Origin of the sequence: Gluconobacter sp. Dm-62 (assembly GCF_018256155.1) — a bacterium.
Classification (GTDB): domain Bacteria; phylum Pseudomonadota; class Alphaproteobacteria; order Acetobacterales; family Acetobacteraceae; genus Gluconobacter.
Genome location: NZ_JAERLY010000002.1, coordinates 457,799 through 472,966, shown reverse-complemented (window position 1 = coordinate 472,966; position 15,168 = coordinate 457,799). Strand labels below are relative to the sequence as shown.

Genomic DNA, 15,168 nt, shown 5'->3' with positions numbered 1-15,168 from the left:
CTAGACAGTGAGATCGACAACGCCGCGCAAAAACCGGCGCTCAGCTACAGTTCTAGCGTTCGTGGATGTAGTACTATGTGAGTTACCAGACGACTGTTTATTTTCCTGTTCCCGTTCAGAACGAGATGACATGTTGGAGAATGATGGTAATGAAAGACTAATCTGGATATCAGCAGGAATTATGGATTGCGCACCAGGCACAGGAATTGAACTTCCCGCCAATGTTGTAAGTAAGGTGCTGCGATCGTCGTTGAGAGAGCGGTAGATTTCCGGATTATCTGTATCGATGCGAATTCGATGTTCTTCTGTAGAATTTTTACCAATCTCTACATGTACCTTTTCGTTGGAGCCGATATTCATTTCGATATGAGTGGTCGTATTCCCATCACTGTTTTTCTGGTAAAGTAAAGGCTGCTCAGAATTTCGGTGGTAAATCTGCTCTTCATCATCTTTCGTTTCCGGCGCAACTTCTGTTTCAGCCGCCTGAGACGATTCATCTAGTGTTTCAGAGGATGTTTTTTCGGTATGAGCCGAGTCTACATGAAAAGACGTGCTACTCTCTTTTGAGACGGATATTTCCGATACAGCGGTGTCCTTAATTTCTGTAACGTCATCCGAAACCGCCGTAAGTGACTTCTCACTCTTGTTGGCGGTAGATACGTCTTCGGAAAACGACACATCATCTTTTTGGTTCGTATCGGCGGCAAGAGGTCTGGCTGTATCGGCATCAGGCGTTTTTACTTCTGTAGATGCCTGCCCGGCTGAGACGTTTTCCGTTGCGTCAGCTTCGCCAACCTCCACTGAAAAATTTTTCTCCTGATTCTTTTCATCAATAACTGCACTTTTATCGTCGGAATTTTCTATTTTTGCCTGCGCTGCCCCTTGCTGGGTAGCCTTTCCCAGTTTTTGTTGCTGCTCTCTATTGGGTGATACTGCGCTTTTCTGGACTGCATTCTGTAATATACTTTTAGACGCAATAGCCGTCTGCTTCCCAGAGCCGACACTATGCCCAAAATCAGATGCCCCGTCTTTGCGCGCAACCGTTTGCACTACGGGCTTAGTGTCTGGCAGGTGACTTTGAGCTTTCTGATCCCCTGCAGACACAACCGTTTTCGTCGAGGGCTGCTTAGCTAAGGAGTTTTTCTGATTGCTTGCAGCATGTGCCGGGGTTTCCGGATGCACATAGCTTTCCAAAAAGTCGCGGAAACGCTCATTTGAAGCCAGTTGCGTCTCGGGGCCGATGTGCCCCAACCCAGTTGTCGATACAACCGCGGATGTCGTGACCTGTGACAAGAGTTTGTGCCTCCGGATCCGCTAACAATGGGAAACCCGGAGATTTTTGGCACAAAAACCGTAAAGAAAGTGTTTAACCCATTCGAGGGAATACCCCTTAGAAAAAACCTTCCATCAGTTTTTCCTAAGGGAATCCGGGATTTTGGGCGCCACCTCTCAGGGGCGGATCGCGTCGTATGCAGGCGAACCCGCGAACGGTCCACGTGGAACTTTTGGTGCGTTTGGGCACACCGGGGGAGTACCGTCGAGTGCCAATGCCTGGACTGTATGCGTTGTCGTCGAAACGAGCCCTCTGACCGCGAGTTTCTGGTTCAGACGAACGCTTGCCAGGAACTCTTCCGGGAGAATGACAGTCGTGCCATTGCGCAATTGAACACCAGTAGGTGTGATACCGGATACGATTCCCTGCGTCACAGGCAGCGGTGTCATGTCATAGACGCAGGGGGCCGCCTCGGCTGCGGAAATGGACACAGCCAGGGCCAGGCTGGCGAAAGCGAGCTTTTTCAATGTCGGAAATGCCTCATGCCGGTGAATACCATGGCGATCCCGGCTGCATCTGCCGCATCGATCACCTCCTGGTCACGGATGGAGCCACCTGGCTGAATGACAGCCACGGCACCGGCCGCAACGACGCTCTCAAGACCATCCGCAAAGGGGAAGAAAGCATCTGAGGCAGCCACTGAACCGATCGTCGGCTGTGCCTGTTCCCCAGCTTCCTTGGCCGCATCTTCACTCTTGCGCGCTGCGATACGCGCGCTGTCTACCCGCGACATCTGCCCCGCGCCGATCCCGACGGTGGCACCATTGCGAACATAGATGACAGCGTTTGACTTCACGTGCTTTGCAACACGGAACGCAAACAGCAGATCCGCCATTTCCTGATCTGTTGGCGCGCGCTTGGTCACAACCTTCAGGTCCGCCTTCGTTACCCGGCCCGCATCGCGGGTCTGGGCCAGAAAACCACCGGCGACGGAGCGGAATGACAGACCCTCGGCTTCCGGATCCGGCACACCTTGTGTCAGCAGCAGACGCAGGTTCTTCTTGCGGGAGAGAACCTCGACAGCCTCGGCATCGGCGTCCGGTGCCACGATCACTTCGGTGAAGATCTTGCTGATCCGCTGGGCCGTGGCCCCGTTCAGCGTACGGTTCACAGCAACGATGCCGCCGAACGCCGAGACCGGATCACAGCGCAGGGCTGCAATCCAGGCCTGCTCCAGCGTTGCGGCAGAGGCCACACCACACGGATTGGCATGTTTGACGATCACGACGGTCGGTTCATCGAACTCGGCGACAGCTTCGAACGCCGCATCAGTGTCGTTGATGTTGTTGTAGCTCAGAGCCTTGCCCTGCAGCTGCCGGGCGCTCGCCACACCGGGGCGCTGACTTCCATCGCGATAGAAAGCCGCTTTCTGATGCGGGTTTTCACCATAGCGCAGCAGGTCATCACGCGTTCCGCTCAGGGTCAGGACAGGCGGCAGGATTTCTCCGGCCTGTTTTGCAAACCAGCGAGAGATCATGCTGTCATAGGCAGACGTGTGGGCATAGGCGGACGCAGCATAGTCCCGGCGCTCCGCCAGAACCGTTCCACCATTTTCAAGCGACGTCAGGACTGCGGCATATTGCTGCGGGTCGGTCAGGATCGTCACGTGATCGAAGTTCTTGGCGGCCGCGCGGATCATAGCCGGACCACCGATATCGATATTCTCGATACAGTCTTCGTCACCAGCGCCCGATGCGACGGTTGCCGCAAACGGATAGAGGTTCACACAGACGAGGTCGATCGGGGCGATACCGTGTTCCGCCATCTGCGCAACATGGGCCGGAAGATCGCGGCGTCCGAGAATGCCACCATGCACCTGCGGAACGAGGGTCTTGACCCGGCCGTCCAGAATTTCAGGAAAGCCGGTATGCTCGGAGACGTCCTTGACTGTCAGACCCGCCTCGCGAAGGGCCTTTGCTGAGCCCCCCGTCGAGAGCAGTTCCGCACCGTGGGCGGCAAGTGCACGCCCCAGTTCGATCAGTCCCGTCTTGTCAGAAACGGAGAGAAGGGCGCGGCGGACGGGGAGTCGGGTCTCAGTCATGATGAGAATGAAATATCCTTCAAAACATGTCCGCGCAACCGGGAGGGATGCGCAGGGGGAGGAACATGACCCGCAACCGGGCCTTTTCCAGAGAATCCTGCCCAACCCAGAAGGCAGAGAATGGGCACAAGAAGCATGATTTCCCCGATGCCGCCAGTCCGGACGTAAGGCCAGAGCGAAAGTCTCGAACGGCTGAGGGGCGCGAGGAACTGGCATCCGCCGGTTGGAAGATCAGCGGCGATATGCGTCGCCGCGCCCAGCAGGAGAGCGCCCCAGGGGCCGCGCAGGCTCTCGGGGCCCATCAGACCCTGCGATATGGCCGCAATCACGAGCAGCATCAGGCCGGAATGCGTCAGACCGCGATGACCAAAGGCCTTTGCCAGAAAACGCGAGAGGAATTTCACCCGGCAGCCAAGCATGGAGCGCTCGGTATCGATATCGGGCAGGAGACTGCCCAGCAGGCCTGTACAGACAGAAAATGGTTCAGGCGAGAGGATATGCCAGCGCATGGCACAGAGCACGGCAAAGCCGCCGATCAACAGATGGGAACGTCCAGTCACGCGCCCTTATGATCTGCTTCCCGCCGTCCCGCAAACCATTTGTTCATAAAACGTTCACGGGGCCCACACCATGATGCGAGCCCCGTGAAGCCTCTGTGACCGCGCGTTCAGACTTTCAGAAGTGCTGCTGCTGTTGCGCGCTGACGGACCTTGTCCGCATCAAACGCCCCGGCTGTCACCCACGAGCCGCCAACACAGGAAACGGTCGGAAGGGCCAGCCACTCCGGAGCGCTTTCTTCGGTAATGCCACCCGTTGGGCAGAAACGGACATTGCTGCCGAAAACGCTCGCAAGGCTCTTGAGAGCGGGAATGCCGCCATTCGTCACGGCCGGGAAGAACTTGAAGCGCGACAGACCCAGATCGAGACCGCGCATGATGTCGCCCGCATTGGCAACACCCGGCAGGAACGGAACGTCATGCTCGACGGAGGCCTTTGTGAGCGCCTCGGTCAGGCCCGGGCTCACGATGAAGCGGGCACCCGCCTTGACGGCACGATCCATATCGGACGGGTTCAGAACCGTACCGGCACCGACGAGCGCGCCAGGCACTTTCGACATTTCCTCAATGACTTCCAGGGCGCAGGGTGTGCGCAGGGTAACTTCCAGCGTGGACAGTCCGCCAGCCACCAGAGCCTCGGCCATCGGACGGGCCAGCGCCACATCATTGACAACCAGCACCGGCATGACCGGACAACGGCTCATGACGGCGTCGAGTTTGGCAGTATCGATCATGGGAACTCTTCCTTAGTGAATGTCGTCGCCGACGGCTTCGATCACGCGGTCCATCTGGGCCAGCATGGCAGACCCTCCCGCTTCGGCCGGATCATGCACCGAACGCATCAGGGCGAACAGCTCGCGGCCTGTTCCCAATGCCGGGAGCGGCGGGGCGACCGGCGTACGGCTGTCCCATTCGGCGGCATCCACCAGCACCTCAATCTGTCCGGTCACAGCGCAGACGCGGATCATGTCGCCGTCGCGCACACGGGCGATCGGGCCGCCAACCTGCGCTTCGGGGCCGACATGAATGGCCGCCGGCACCTTTCCGCTCGCGCCCGACATACGGCCGTCCGTCAGCAGGGCCACTTTGAAGCCGCGATCCTGAAGTACGCCCAGCGTCGGGGTCAGCTTGTGCAGTTCCGGCATGCCGTTGGCTTCCGGCCCCTGAAAGCGCACGACCACGACAACATCGCGCTCCAGCTCACCGTTCTGATAGGCCGTGATGACGTCATGCTGGTCCTGAAACACCCGTGCAGGCGCTTCGACCGTCAGGTGCTCCGCCGCAATGGCGCTGCTCTTGTAAATCGCACGCCCCAGATTGCCCGTCATCAGGCGCATGCCGCCATCCGGACGGAACGGCATTGCCACATCACGCAGGATATCGGTGTCAGTGGAAGACTTTGCGCGGCTGTAAACCAGTTCGTCGCCTTCAAGGGAGGCGCGGCGCGCATAATCGGAGAAGCCGCCGCGCGAGACCGTGAGAATGTCCTTGTGCAGCATTCCGGCGCTCGACAGTTCGGCGATGACCGTTGGCATACCACCCACGCGATTAAACGCATTCACGTCTTCAGAGCCGCTCGGATAGACACGGGTGATCAGGGGAACAGCCGAAGACAGGCGGCTGATGTCTTCCCAGTCAATCAGAATACCGGCAGCGCGGGCGATGGCAGGAAGGTGAATCGCGTGATTGGTCGAACCACCCGTGGCCAGCAGTCCGACGGCAGCGTTCACGATCGCCTTTTCATCCACGCAATGCGCGAGCGGGCGGGCATCCTCACCATTCAGCCCGATCTCCGCCAGACGGTGAATGCCCGAGCGCGTCATGGCCTGACGCAGCTTCGTGTTGGGATTGATGAACGCCGAATCCGGCATCATCAGACCCATGATCTCGACCATCATCTGGTTCGTGTTGGCCGTACCATAGAACGTGCAGGTTCCTGCGCTGTGATAGGAGGCGTTTTCCGCTTCCATCAGCTCGGCCTGCCCAACCTTGCCCTGAACGTAGAGCTGGCGGATGCGCTGCTTTTCCTTGTTCGGTAGACCGGACGGCATCGGACCAGCCGGGATCAGCATAGTCGGCAGATGGCCGAACCGCAGCGCGCCCATCAGAAGCCCCGGCACGATCTTGTCACAGATCCCGAGCAGCGCCACGCTTTCGAACATGCCGTGGCTCAGCCCGACCGCAGTGGACATGGCAATCACATCACGGGAGAACAGGGACAGTTCCATCCCCTCCTGCCCCTGCGTCACACCGTCACACATGGCCGGCGCACCACCTGCGACCTGAGCCGTCGCACCGACTTCACGGGCGAACAGCTTGATCTGCTCCGGGTAGCGGCCATAAGGCTGATGCGCCGAAAGCATGTCGTTATAGGTGGTGATGACCCCAATATTGGTCCCGGTCGGGCGCATCAGCTCCGGCTTGTCGGGGCTTGAAGCCGCGATGGCGTGGGCAATATTTCCGCAGGCCAGTCTGGGCCGGAGCACGCCCTTGGCCCGGTTGCGCTCCATGAGCGCGAGATACCGCCGGCGGGAGATTTTCGAACGCTCGATGATACGGGCAGTCACGCTCTCGACGACGGGATTCAGAGACATCTGGAAATACTCGCTACTCGGCTGATGCCTGCAATGCGCTCCGGAAAGGCCGACTTTCCGGCGCAAGGCACGGTATCGTGATTGAGGCCTCGTACATACGGAAAGCCCTCCTTCAGAGCAAGCCGTGCTCCAAATGAAAACCTCAATATTCTCATTTTTGTTTCAAGACATCATGCAATCACGGCTCTAAGTTCCAAAAATCACACCGTTGACGTAATATTTTGAATTACATGCGTTACTAACAATTTTCGAAAACCCGCTTTCTTCCATCTCACCACCGCGCCCGGCTCTGGAATGCCCTGAGAAAGCATCGAAATGGACGTACAGTCACTAAATGATCGGTAATTTGCCCGATCTGCCCTCATGAAATATCCATAGGTGTCAGAACCGAATATTCACGGAGACAATATCATGAAATTCATTTCCGCCATGACCGCGATTTCAGCCCTTCTTTGTGCGACACCTCTCGCCGGAGCCGCTTCACTTCATACGCACTGGGATAATTTCAAGGCACACCGGGCATTTCATCATTTATCCGCAGATGGACAGCGCGCTTTTCAAGATATCCTGAATGCGCGCGACATCCTTCAGACTGGCGGCAAGACCGAAGCTGCCATCCCCGCACTCTATGATGCCCAGAAGCGGCTGGCGGCGGCCGATAAAGCCGACAAGAAGTTTCAGGCTGCCGAAAATGATCTTCACCCTGCCCCGCAGCATCCCGTTACGGCCAGCCACCAGCCTGTCATGGGACAGACCGACTGGCTCCCGGTTGGCGGTGAGTTCATTGTGAACGAGACTTTGGCGCCAGAGAAAAAGACAGCTGTTGCCTCGGCAAATGCACAACTGAAATCCGGAAACACGGATCAGGCCGCCGAGACCATGAAGGTCGTGGGCGAAGATGCGGATTTCATTCTGGCCCTCGCTCCCATCACCCCGGTTCAGGGGGCGGTCTATCGTGCGACGGTATTTACGGAAGGCCATCATCCGCAGGAAGCGGTGGACGCACTGAACCAGGCTCTGGATTCCGTGATCTTCGTTTCCGAAAATGCTGTGGAATCGCAGACCCCGGTACCAGCAGCCCCTGCCCCGGCACCAGCCGCAAAATAACCCTTCGAACATCGGTCGGACGCAAAGAAAAGGCGGTGCAGGCTATGCCTCACCGCCTTTTCTTTATTCATATGTTGGCCAACCCTAGTGCCAGGCAGAGCCCTGCGCCGGGAGCAGAACCGTATTCTCCATAGCCACCAGGTTACTGCCGATTTTCGGAGGCCACACACCGCTGGTCACAGCCTGTATCCGGATATCGAGACGGACATTCATATCCGCATAAGGCCAGATATGTGCCAGTCGTGGTGTACCCTCAATCGAAATCATTCCGCACAGCAGCGGTGAGAGCCCCAGACGCCCTGGTACGGACGCGGCAAAAGCCTCTTCAACCTCCCCCGCCTGCCCCAGCTTCAATTCGTAGCAGCGCCACTCGTAAATGCCGCCATGCTTACCCGCGGGGAGCAGAGGCGAAATAACGCGCCAGCTTGTCACATCGACACTCTGGACAGGCTCTTTCGGAATCAAAGCCAGAAGCGCTGGCCGCCCATCCAAAAGAGATTCATAGGTTGTAGCTGTCCGAAACAGGACAACCCGGTTCAGGACACCGATTTCGCTTACCCAGACAGCGAGCCCGTCACGCCCCGTGAGGGCAGAAACCACCTGCGGCATTTGTCCGATGCGGACATCAAGAACGACGGTTTCTGCGTAACTCATGGGCTAACTCCGGGTTATTTCCCTGCCTGCTGGGCAGCAACAAAATTTTCCAGCCAGTGGATCGTATAATCCCCCTTCTGGAAAGACGGGTCCGCCAGAATTTTCTGATGCAGCGGGATAACCGTCTTCACGCCGTCCACCACACATTCATCCAGAGCACGCTGCATGCGGGCAATGGCTTCAGCGCGGGTCGGGGCATGCACGATCAGCTTGGCGATCATGCTGTCGTAGTAAGGCGGGATGCGATAGCCAGCGTAAATGGCGCTGTCCATACGAACGCCCAGCCCACCCGGAGCATGGAACACCTTGATCGTGCCCGGGCTCGGCATGAAGGTTTCCGGATCTTCCGCATTGATGCGGCACTCGATCGCATGCCCGGACATCTTGATGTCCGACTGCGTGTAACCAAGCGGCTCACCCGATGCGATGCGGATCTGTTCGCGGACGAGATCCACACTGCAGACCATCTCCGTCACCGGATGCTCAACCTGAAGACGCGTATTCATCTCGATGAAGCAGAACTGACCGTCCTGATACAGGAACTCGAGCGTGCCGGCGTTGCGATAGCCCATGCGTGACAGGGCCTCAGTCGCGGTGCGGCCGATTTCTTCACGCTCGGCATCCGTCAGGGCCGGTGACCCGGCTTCTTCCAGAAGCTTCTGGTGACGGCGCTGGAGAGAGCAGTCACGCTCACCGAAATGCACGACATTGCCATGCGCATCGCCGAGGATCTGAAGCTCGATGTGACGCGGGCGGTTGAGGTACTTCTCGAGATAGACCTCGTCATTACCAAAAGCCGCACGGGCTTCGGCACGGGCTACTGACCAGGCTTCCTCGATGTCGTCTGCGGTCATCGCGACCTTCATCCCGCGCCCACCGCCACCGGCGGCAGCCTTGATCAGGACCGGATAGCCGACCTGTTCAGCGACTTCGCGGGCTGCCTGCAAGTCCGCCAGACCTCCGTCAGATCCTGGCACCAGCGGCACGCCAAGCGCGCGCATGGTCGTCTTGGCAGCGATCTTATCGCCCATCGTGCGGATATGCTCGGCTGTCGGGCCGATGAATGCCAGACCGTGCTCTTCAACGGTCTCAGCAAACTCGGCATTTTCCGACAGAAAGCCATAGCCCGGATGAATGGCGTCAGCACCCGTGATCGTCGCAGCCGAAAGAATGGCGGCAACGTTCAGGTAGGAGTCGCGCGCACTCGGCGGACCAATGCAGACAGCTTCATCGGCAAGACGCACATGCATCGCATCGGCGTCCGCCGTCGAATGCACGGCAACGGTTTTGATGCCCATCTCGCGGCAGGCGCGCTGGATCCGCAGCGCGATCTCACCCCGGTTGGCAATAAGGACTTTGGAAATCATTACTCGATGATCGCCAGGGCTTCGCCGAACTCGACCGGCTGGCCGGATTCGACAAGGAACTTCGTCAGTGTGCCGGCGCGGGGCGCCTTGATCTGGTTGAAGGTCTTCATGGCTTCGATGAGCATGATCGTCTGACCGGCGGTGACCGGCTGGCCTTCCGTGGCGAACTGCGGGGAAGCCGGATCAGGGGTCAGATAGGCCACGCCAACCATCGGGCTCGGGACCATGCCGGGATGCTTGGCCGGGTCGGCCGGAGCGGCGACGGGTGCCGGAGCAGCAGCGGCGACCGGAGCGGCGGCGGCAGGTGCCAGAGCAGCAGCCTGGACCACACTGACATTGCGGGCCACGCGGATGCGGCTGTCAGCTTCGGAAATCTCGATTTCGGTCAGGCCTGTTTCCGTCAGAATATCGGCCAATGCCCGAATGGCATCCTTGTCCACGAGCATACGGCTCATCCTTCGTCTTCGATCATGTCGGTTATTGCCTGAAGCGCGTGCGCATATCCCCTGACGCCGAGGCCGCAGATCACGCCGATGGCGGCCTGCGAGACGTAGGTGTGATGACGGAACGGCTCCCTGCGATGGATATTGGAAATATGAACCTCAACCACGGGCAGCTCGACCGCCAGAAGCGCATCGAGCAGGGCAATCGAGGTATGCCCGTAAGCAGCAGGATTGATGACGATTCCGTCTGCACGGCCGCGACATTCCTGCACCCAGGACACAAGTTCACCCTCTCCGTTCGTCTGGCGGAAATCAATGGCAACATCAAGCCGTTCGGCAGCCTGAATGCACACCTGCTCGACATCATCGAGCGTGGCGTGACCATAGATTCCGGGCTGGCGAAGACCCAGCATGTTGAGGTTCGGACCGTTGAGAACGGTGATCAGAGGGCGTTTCATCTGGCCGCGCGATAGCACTTTCGGAGCTGTCATGAAAGCGTCATTGCCCTATTGCTGCCCTCTTCCGGGTGTCCAAAGGGCGACAGGGACTCATTTTTGTGCTATCCGGCAGGGTCTGAGCCCGTTCCGTCCACTGGAGAAGAACCTGATATAGTGCGCTTTGAACTGTCTGTCCTTCGCAATCCTCTCCGTTTCCTCCCGCTGCGCAGTATGACATTTGCTGTCGCTCTGGCGGGTCTGGCCAGCCATCACGCCGCACATGCGGGTGACGACTCTGCCTCAGAAGGAACACCAGGGACGAGTTGGGCAGAGTCCGTTCGAACCGCACTTGCCAACAGGGCACATCAGGCCGTTCACGCATGGTCCCAGCATGGTGTCGCCAGCTGGTACGGACGGCATTTCCACGGACGGCGCACGGCAAGCGGGACGGTTTTCAACACCAATGACCTGACCGCCGCACACCCTTCCCTGCCAATTGGCACAAAGCTTCTCGTCACGTCACAGGATACGGGCCGCTCGGTGGTCGTAACGGTCAATGACCGCGGTCCTTTCAACAGCCGCATCATTGATCTGTCTCACGCAGCCGCTGCAAAAATCGGCATGCTGGGCGCAGGTACAGCGCATGTCACAATCGCCAAAATGACGCCGTCCGTGGGCCCTGATGCCGAGCCTGAAGTGGCTGAGGCAGACCCGTCAGACACAAGCGCACAGGCCATTCAGGCTGCCGGAACCGACACAACCCCTGTTTCCAGACAGGGCAGCAGCACACAGCGTATTCCACACCATCACCGCTGACCTGCACAATTTGTTCTGAGTTTCAGGCTGCCCCGGCCTCCTGAGGTACAGCCTGACTTTGACCAGCCCGTGCCTCAAGGCTGGCATTCAGCTCTGCCCCAAACAGCACGACATAGGCACTCACGAAAAACCACATCATAATGGCAGCCACCGCACCAAGCGGTCCATACGTTGCGCCGTAGCTTGCAAAATGCGCAACATACCAAGAGAAGCCCAGAGACGTTGCGACCCACAAAATGGTCGCAAGGGCAGAACCCGGAAAAATCCAGCGCCACTGTGTATGCACCCGGCAGGGCGCAAAACGATAGAGCAGCGTCACGGCGATAAAAACGAACAGCAGCATCAGAATCGGTGCAAGCGTATGCACCACCATCGGCGCACCGTAGGACAGCAACAGGTCAATCGGGAACGGCGGGTCACTCAGAAAACTGACATGTCGCGGCAGGTAGTCGACGAGTGCCGGGGCTGCCACCATCAGAGCCAGGGTCAGCGCGGCCCCCAGAACAGCCGTCAGCGTGGTTGACAGGGCAATAGCCTGAAATTTCAAGAAACTTCGGGTTTCCTGCGCATTATAGGCCATATTGAGCGCGGACAGGATCGACTTCGTACTCGCCGAGGCCGACCAAAGGGCGACCGCCAGCGAAAAGATCAGCCCGATTGTCAGAGAGGAATGCGGCTGGGAAATCAGCTCGTGGATCCGGTCCCCGATCAGGTCATAAGCCGATGGCGGCAGAAGATGACGCAGAACTTCGAGCTGGGGTTCAACGGTCTGAAGATCGAACGCCAGACCATAGAGCGAGATCAAGCTGGAAATGGCCGGAAAAAGCGAAAGCGTGGCGTAAAAAGCGCATCCTGCCGCAGACAGGGAGGTCTGGCTCGAGCCGACTTCCGCAAAAAGATGCTTGGCGACAACGCGCCAGGCCGCATGATGCAGCTTGTCGGGAGATAATGGGGTCGCCAGATCATTTGTGCCTGCCGCAGCAGGTGATTGTCCGGATTCCGAAGGTACGGCTTGTCCCGGCACGGCTGTGGAGCCGGAAAGGGTCGCAGATTCGGGTGTTAAACTCACGCAGGGTGTCCTCGGCAGTTTCCTGTTGGGGGCAGCAGTCTCGGTCTCATTTCGTTCGGGACCGGACGTCTGCAAAGACCATCCTGCATTGAACGATACGAGCAAGTACCTACGCAGAAGACGCCTTTAGCGTTCCGAATTTGCCCTGATTCAGTTCACCAATATTGGCAAAACCATCACAATGCAAAATTAGCAGTTGCACGACGGGGGATTTGGTCCCATATGCCCCCCTCACGCAGCAACGCACGTGCCACTGGCCCACTCGAGGTTACGCAACGACGTCAAGCGTTCTGGCCTTCAGGAATCCACCTACTACGGATTCCCGCTATTCGCCGGTCCGTTCGACCGTTTCGCAACATACTCGCAGGGCGATATCGTTCCCTGACGAGTCCGGTTCTGGGAATTGAGTGTCATGACTCCCAAAATCACCCGCTTCCTTGCCGAGCAGCAGCCGGCAACCCCTTGCCTCGTCGTCGATCTCGACGTCGTCGAAGCGCATTACCGTGCCCTGCACGATGCGCTTGGGGAAGCGAAAATCTATTACGCCATCAAGGCCAATCCGGCCCCGGCCATCCTCGACCGTCTCGTCGGCCTGGGCTCCTCCTTCGATGCCGCATCCATTGCGGAAATCCGGATGTGCCTGGATGCTGGCGCAACGCCTGACCGGATTTCTTACGGCAATACGCTGAAGAAGCCCGAATGGATCCGCGAAGCGCACGATCTGGGCATCAGCCTATTCGTCTTCGACAGCATCGAAGAGCTGGAAAAGCTTGGAGAGCACGCCCCCGGCGCCCGCGTCTTCTGCCGCCTGGCCGTTGAAAACGAAGGTGCGGACTGGCCCCTGTCGCGCAAGTTCGGCACCACGCTGAACCATGCCCGCACGCTCATGCTGCGCGCGCGCGAACTGGGTCTGAAGCCTCACGGCCTGTCCTTCCATGTCGGCAGCCAGCAGACGGGCGTCGCCGCCTATGATCATGCGATCACCAAGGCGGCTGGCCTGTATCACGATCTGCGCGCGCAGGGTGTGGACCTCCAGATGCTCAATCTGGGCGGTGGCTTCCCGACGCATTACCGTGAAAATGTCCCGTCCGTTCAGGATTTCGCCGACACCATCCACGCGTCCCTCAAGACGCATTTCCCAGATGGTGCACCCGAAATCCTGCTCGAGCCGGGCCGCTACATGGTCGGACAGTCCGGTGTGGTGTCGAGCGAGGTCATCCTCGTCAGCCGCCGCGGCGGTGCCGAGACCGATCCGCGCTGGGTCTATCTCGACATCGGACGCTTCGGTGGTCTGGCCGAGACCGAGGGTGAAGCCATCCGCTATACCTTCCGGACCTCCCGCGATGCAGAAGACGCTTCGCGCTCCCCCTGTGTGGTCGCTGGCCCAAGCTGCGACGGTGTGGACATCATGTATGAGAAGAACCGTATTCCCATGCCGGATTCTCTCGAATGTGGGGACCGCATCGAGATCCTCGCCACAGGCGCCTATGTCTCGACCTACGCCTCCGTGGGCTTCAACGGCTTCCCGCCGCTGACCGAGTACTACATCTGAAAAGCACATCTCCGGCCCATTCACGGTCCGGAGGCATTTTCCAGCCCCCGTCTCTCTGGACGCAGGCCTGAAGCCTTCCGATATGGAACAGACAGGCATTCCTGTCTGCCATCCTTCCGGAAGGTTTTTTCATGAAACTCAGCGCACGCAACCAGCTCAAAGGCCGGATCACGAACATCCTCAAGGGCGCGACAACGTCTCACATCACCATTGACGTCAACGGTACGGTCATCACCAGCGCCATCACCAATGAAGCCGTTGCGGATCTGGGCCTCGAAGTCGGCAAAGAAGCTTATGCCGTCATCAAGGCCTCCAGCGTCATGGTCGGCGTGGACTGACCATCCGTTGCGGAAGCGCCTTCGGGAGCTTCAGCTCCTGAAAGACGCTTCCAGCCCGGACTGATATCCCAGTGCGGAGAGAAGATCGTCCACGGAAATTTCAAGATTCAGGCATGCCAGCCAGCAGAATCCGACGACTCCGACAGACAGTAGAAGCAGACAGACCGTCATGTGTTCCAGCTCCTCAAGTCCCGGCCGCTGCGGGGGTGCCCCGGTCCGAGCGGGGCGTCCGCTCAGCGACATCATCAGTGCATCACCCGGCTGGCATTCTGAAGCGGTCCGCTATCCTGCGGCCACAGGACCCGCATCTTTGACGGGCTGACCGAGCGCCAGCGATTGATCGAGGACAGCGCGCCGCCACCCGAAATCGTGGTCTCATCCTTGAGCAGTTTCTTCGGCAGCCAGTGCCCTGCCCCCGCGAGGCAGTCCGCCAGCAGCGTCAGCGCCGTCGCAAGACAGCCCTGAACGAATCTGTCCGGAAAGACTTCCGCCAGAAGCACGAAAACCTCGCGCTGGCCCTCATTCTGGGCCGCGATGATCCCGCGCAGGAAGCGCTCTTCCAGTGCCGTGAGGGACTGCATGCCCGGCGCGTTCACCGCAAGATGCGGCTGATCCGCTGCCTTCAGAAGATGGGTCGCATCCGCAAATGCCCCTTCCGCAGCATCAAGTGCCGGGCGGAAACAGGCGGGGAACAGGCCATCGGTCGTTTTCGTCTCGGGACAGCTTGGCAAGCGGTAATGGCTGATGAGGCAGCGGATGCTCCACAGCGCGAGCCGTTCACAGCAGCAGAGGTCGGACAGGGAAAGCGACAGCCGTGTCATGGGAAAACTCCGAATCAGCAGAACCGGAGTCATCCTAAT

The 15,168-nt window shown here is 58.8% G+C and carries 16 protein-coding genes; 4 read left to right on the top strand and 12 right to left on the bottom strand.

Going from position 1 to position 15,168, the window contains the following annotated elements:
- From JK202_RS03990 to edd, 5 genes are all read right to left on the bottom strand, one after another.
- On the bottom strand, nt 1–1,293 hold the full coding sequence (locus tag JK202_RS03990; RefSeq protein ID WP_211558441.1) for a flagellar hook-length control protein FliK: 1,293 nt from the start codon (nt 1,291–1,293) through the stop codon (nt 1–3).
- A 503-nt stretch (nt 1,294–1,796) separates the two neighbouring features.
- Nucleotides 1,797–3,374, bottom strand: a complete 1,578-nt coding sequence (purH, locus tag JK202_RS03985) for a bifunctional phosphoribosylaminoimidazolecarboxamide formyltransferase/IMP cyclohydrolase (protein WP_211558439.1) — start codon at nt 3,372–3,374, stop codon at nt 1,797–1,799.
- Complete coding sequence (locus JK202_RS03980) at nt 3,371–3,934, bottom strand: metal-dependent hydrolase (protein ID WP_211558437.1); 564 nt, start codon at nt 3,932–3,934, stop codon at nt 3,371–3,373. Before JK202_RS03980 ends, purH begins: the two co-directional genes overlap by 4 nt.
- Before the next feature lie 107 nt (nt 3,935–4,041).
- Entirely contained in the window at nt 4,042–4,665 is a 624-nt protein-coding gene (eda, locus tag JK202_RS03975) for a bifunctional 4-hydroxy-2-oxoglutarate aldolase/2-dehydro-3-deoxy-phosphogluconate aldolase (protein ID WP_211558435.1), read from the bottom strand.
- 12 nt (nt 4,666–4,677) lie between these two features.
- A complete protein-coding gene (gene edd / locus JK202_RS03970) occupies nt 4,678–6,525 on the bottom strand; it encodes a phosphogluconate dehydratase (RefSeq protein WP_211558433.1) in 1,848 nt (615 codons plus the stop codon).
- Nucleotides 6,526–6,936: 411 nt separating this feature from the next.
- On the opposite strand from edd, the gene JK202_RS03965 reads away from it, so the two are divergent.
- A complete protein-coding gene (locus JK202_RS03965) occupies nt 6,937–7,632 on the top strand; it encodes a YfdX family protein (protein WP_211558431.1) in 696 nt (231 codons plus the stop codon).
- Nucleotides 7,633–7,716: 84 nt separating this feature from the next.
- Here JK202_RS03965 and JK202_RS03960 read toward each other — a convergent pair whose 3' ends face one another.
- From JK202_RS03960 to aroQ, 4 genes are read right to left on the bottom strand one after another with little or no spacing between them, the layout of a single operon-like run.
- Nucleotides 7,717–8,286, bottom strand: a complete 570-nt coding sequence (locus JK202_RS03960; protein ID WP_211558429.1) for an NIPSNAP family protein — start codon at nt 8,284–8,286, stop codon at nt 7,717–7,719.
- Nucleotides 8,287–8,300: 14 nt separating this feature from the next.
- Nucleotides 8,301–9,653, bottom strand: coding sequence for an acetyl-CoA carboxylase biotin carboxylase subunit (gene accC / locus JK202_RS03955; RefSeq protein WP_211558426.1), 1,353 nt, complete (start codon nt 9,651–9,653; stop codon nt 8,301–8,303).
- Nucleotides 9,653–10,108 carry an acetyl-CoA carboxylase biotin carboxyl carrier protein subunit gene (locus JK202_RS03950; RefSeq protein ID WP_211558424.1) on the bottom strand — a complete coding sequence of 152 codons (456 nt, stop codon included), beginning with the start codon at nt 10,106–10,108 and terminating at the stop codon, nt 9,653–9,655. Before JK202_RS03950 ends, accC begins: the two co-directional genes overlap by 1 nt.
- A complete protein-coding gene (gene aroQ / locus JK202_RS03945) occupies nt 10,105–10,554 on the bottom strand; it encodes a type II 3-dehydroquinate dehydratase (RefSeq protein WP_041112562.1) in 450 nt (149 codons plus the stop codon). The genes JK202_RS03950 and aroQ overlap by 4 nt, the downstream gene beginning before the upstream one ends.
- A gap of 210 nt (nt 10,555–10,764) precedes the next feature.
- On the opposite strand from aroQ, the gene JK202_RS03940 reads away from it, so the two are divergent.
- Entirely contained in the window at nt 10,765–11,349 is a 585-nt protein-coding gene (locus JK202_RS03940) for a septal ring lytic transglycosylase RlpA family protein (protein ID WP_249199586.1), read from the top strand.
- A 22-nt stretch (nt 11,350–11,371) separates the two neighbouring features.
- Here JK202_RS03940 and JK202_RS03935 read toward each other — a convergent pair whose 3' ends face one another.
- The gene (locus JK202_RS03935) at nt 11,372–12,373 is read right to left on the bottom strand and encodes a YihY/virulence factor BrkB family protein (protein WP_408872136.1); all 1,002 of its coding nucleotides are present in this window, start codon (nt 12,371–12,373) and stop codon (nt 11,372–11,374) included.
- A gap of 457 nt (nt 12,374–12,830) precedes the next feature.
- Between JK202_RS03935 and JK202_RS03930 the strand changes: the two genes are divergently transcribed.
- Both JK202_RS03930 and JK202_RS03925 read left to right on the top strand, forming a co-directional pair.
- Nucleotides 12,831–13,970, top strand: a complete 1,140-nt coding sequence (locus tag JK202_RS03930) for a type III PLP-dependent enzyme (RefSeq protein WP_283091770.1) — start codon at nt 12,831–12,833, stop codon at nt 13,968–13,970.
- A gap of 131 nt (nt 13,971–14,101) precedes the next feature.
- Nucleotides 14,102–14,308, top strand: a complete 207-nt coding sequence (locus tag JK202_RS03925) for a molybdopterin-binding protein (protein WP_041112564.1) — start codon at nt 14,102–14,104, stop codon at nt 14,306–14,308.
- 30 nt (nt 14,309–14,338) lie between these two features.
- Here JK202_RS03925 and JK202_RS03920 read toward each other — a convergent pair whose 3' ends face one another.
- Complete coding sequence (locus JK202_RS03920; protein WP_211558417.1) at nt 14,339–14,554, bottom strand: hypothetical protein; 216 nt, start codon at nt 14,552–14,554, stop codon at nt 14,339–14,341.
- On the bottom strand, nt 14,554–15,129 hold the full coding sequence (locus tag JK202_RS03915) for a hypothetical protein (RefSeq protein ID WP_249199581.1): 576 nt from the start codon (nt 15,127–15,129) through the stop codon (nt 14,554–14,556). The genes JK202_RS03920 and JK202_RS03915 overlap by 1 nt, the downstream gene beginning before the upstream one ends.
- Nucleotides 15,130–15,168: the final 39 nt, after the last annotated feature.

Excerpts from the sequence above, each read along its gene's own strand:
- purH (WP_211558439.1), bottom strand. The coding sequence starts at position 3,374 with ATGACTGAGACCCGACTCCCCGTCCGCCGCGCCCTTCTCTCCGTTTCT.
- eda (WP_211558435.1), bottom strand. The coding sequence starts at position 4,665 with ATGATCGATACTGCCAAACTCGACGCCGTCATGAGCCGTTGTCCGGTC.
- edd (WP_211558433.1), bottom strand. The coding sequence starts at position 6,525 with ATGTCTCTGAATCCCGTCGTCGAGAGCGTGACTGCCCGTATCATCGAG.
- JK202_RS03965 (WP_211558431.1), top strand. The coding sequence starts at position 6,937 with ATGAAATTCATTTCCGCCATGACCGCGATTTCAGCCCTTCTTTGTGCG.
- JK202_RS03960 (WP_211558429.1), bottom strand. The coding sequence starts at position 8,286 with ATGAGTTACGCAGAAACCGTCGTTCTTGATGTCCGCATCGGACAAATG.
- accC (WP_211558426.1), bottom strand. The coding sequence starts at position 9,653 with ATGATTTCCAAAGTCCTTATTGCCAACCGGGGTGAGATCGCGCTGCGG.
- JK202_RS03950 (WP_211558424.1), bottom strand. The coding sequence starts at position 10,108 with ATGAGCCGTATGCTCGTGGACAAGGATGCCATTCGGGCATTGGCCGAT.
- aroQ (WP_041112562.1), bottom strand. The coding sequence starts at position 10,554 with ATGAAACGCCCTCTGATCACCGTTCTCAACGGTCCGAACCTCAACATG.
- JK202_RS03940 (WP_249199586.1), top strand. The coding sequence starts at position 10,765 with ATGACATTTGCTGTCGCTCTGGCGGGTCTGGCCAGCCATCACGCCGCA.
- JK202_RS03930 (WP_283091770.1), top strand. The coding sequence starts at position 12,831 with ATGACTCCCAAAATCACCCGCTTCCTTGCCGAGCAGCAGCCGGCAACC.
- JK202_RS03925 (WP_041112564.1), top strand. The coding sequence starts at position 14,102 with ATGAAACTCAGCGCACGCAACCAGCTCAAAGGCCGGATCACGAACATC.
- JK202_RS03920 (WP_211558417.1), bottom strand. The coding sequence starts at position 14,554 with ATGATGTCGCTGAGCGGACGCCCCGCTCGGACCGGGGCACCCCCGCAG.
- JK202_RS03915 (WP_249199581.1), bottom strand. The coding sequence starts at position 15,129 with ATGACACGGCTGTCGCTTTCCCTGTCCGACCTCTGCTGCTGTGAACGG.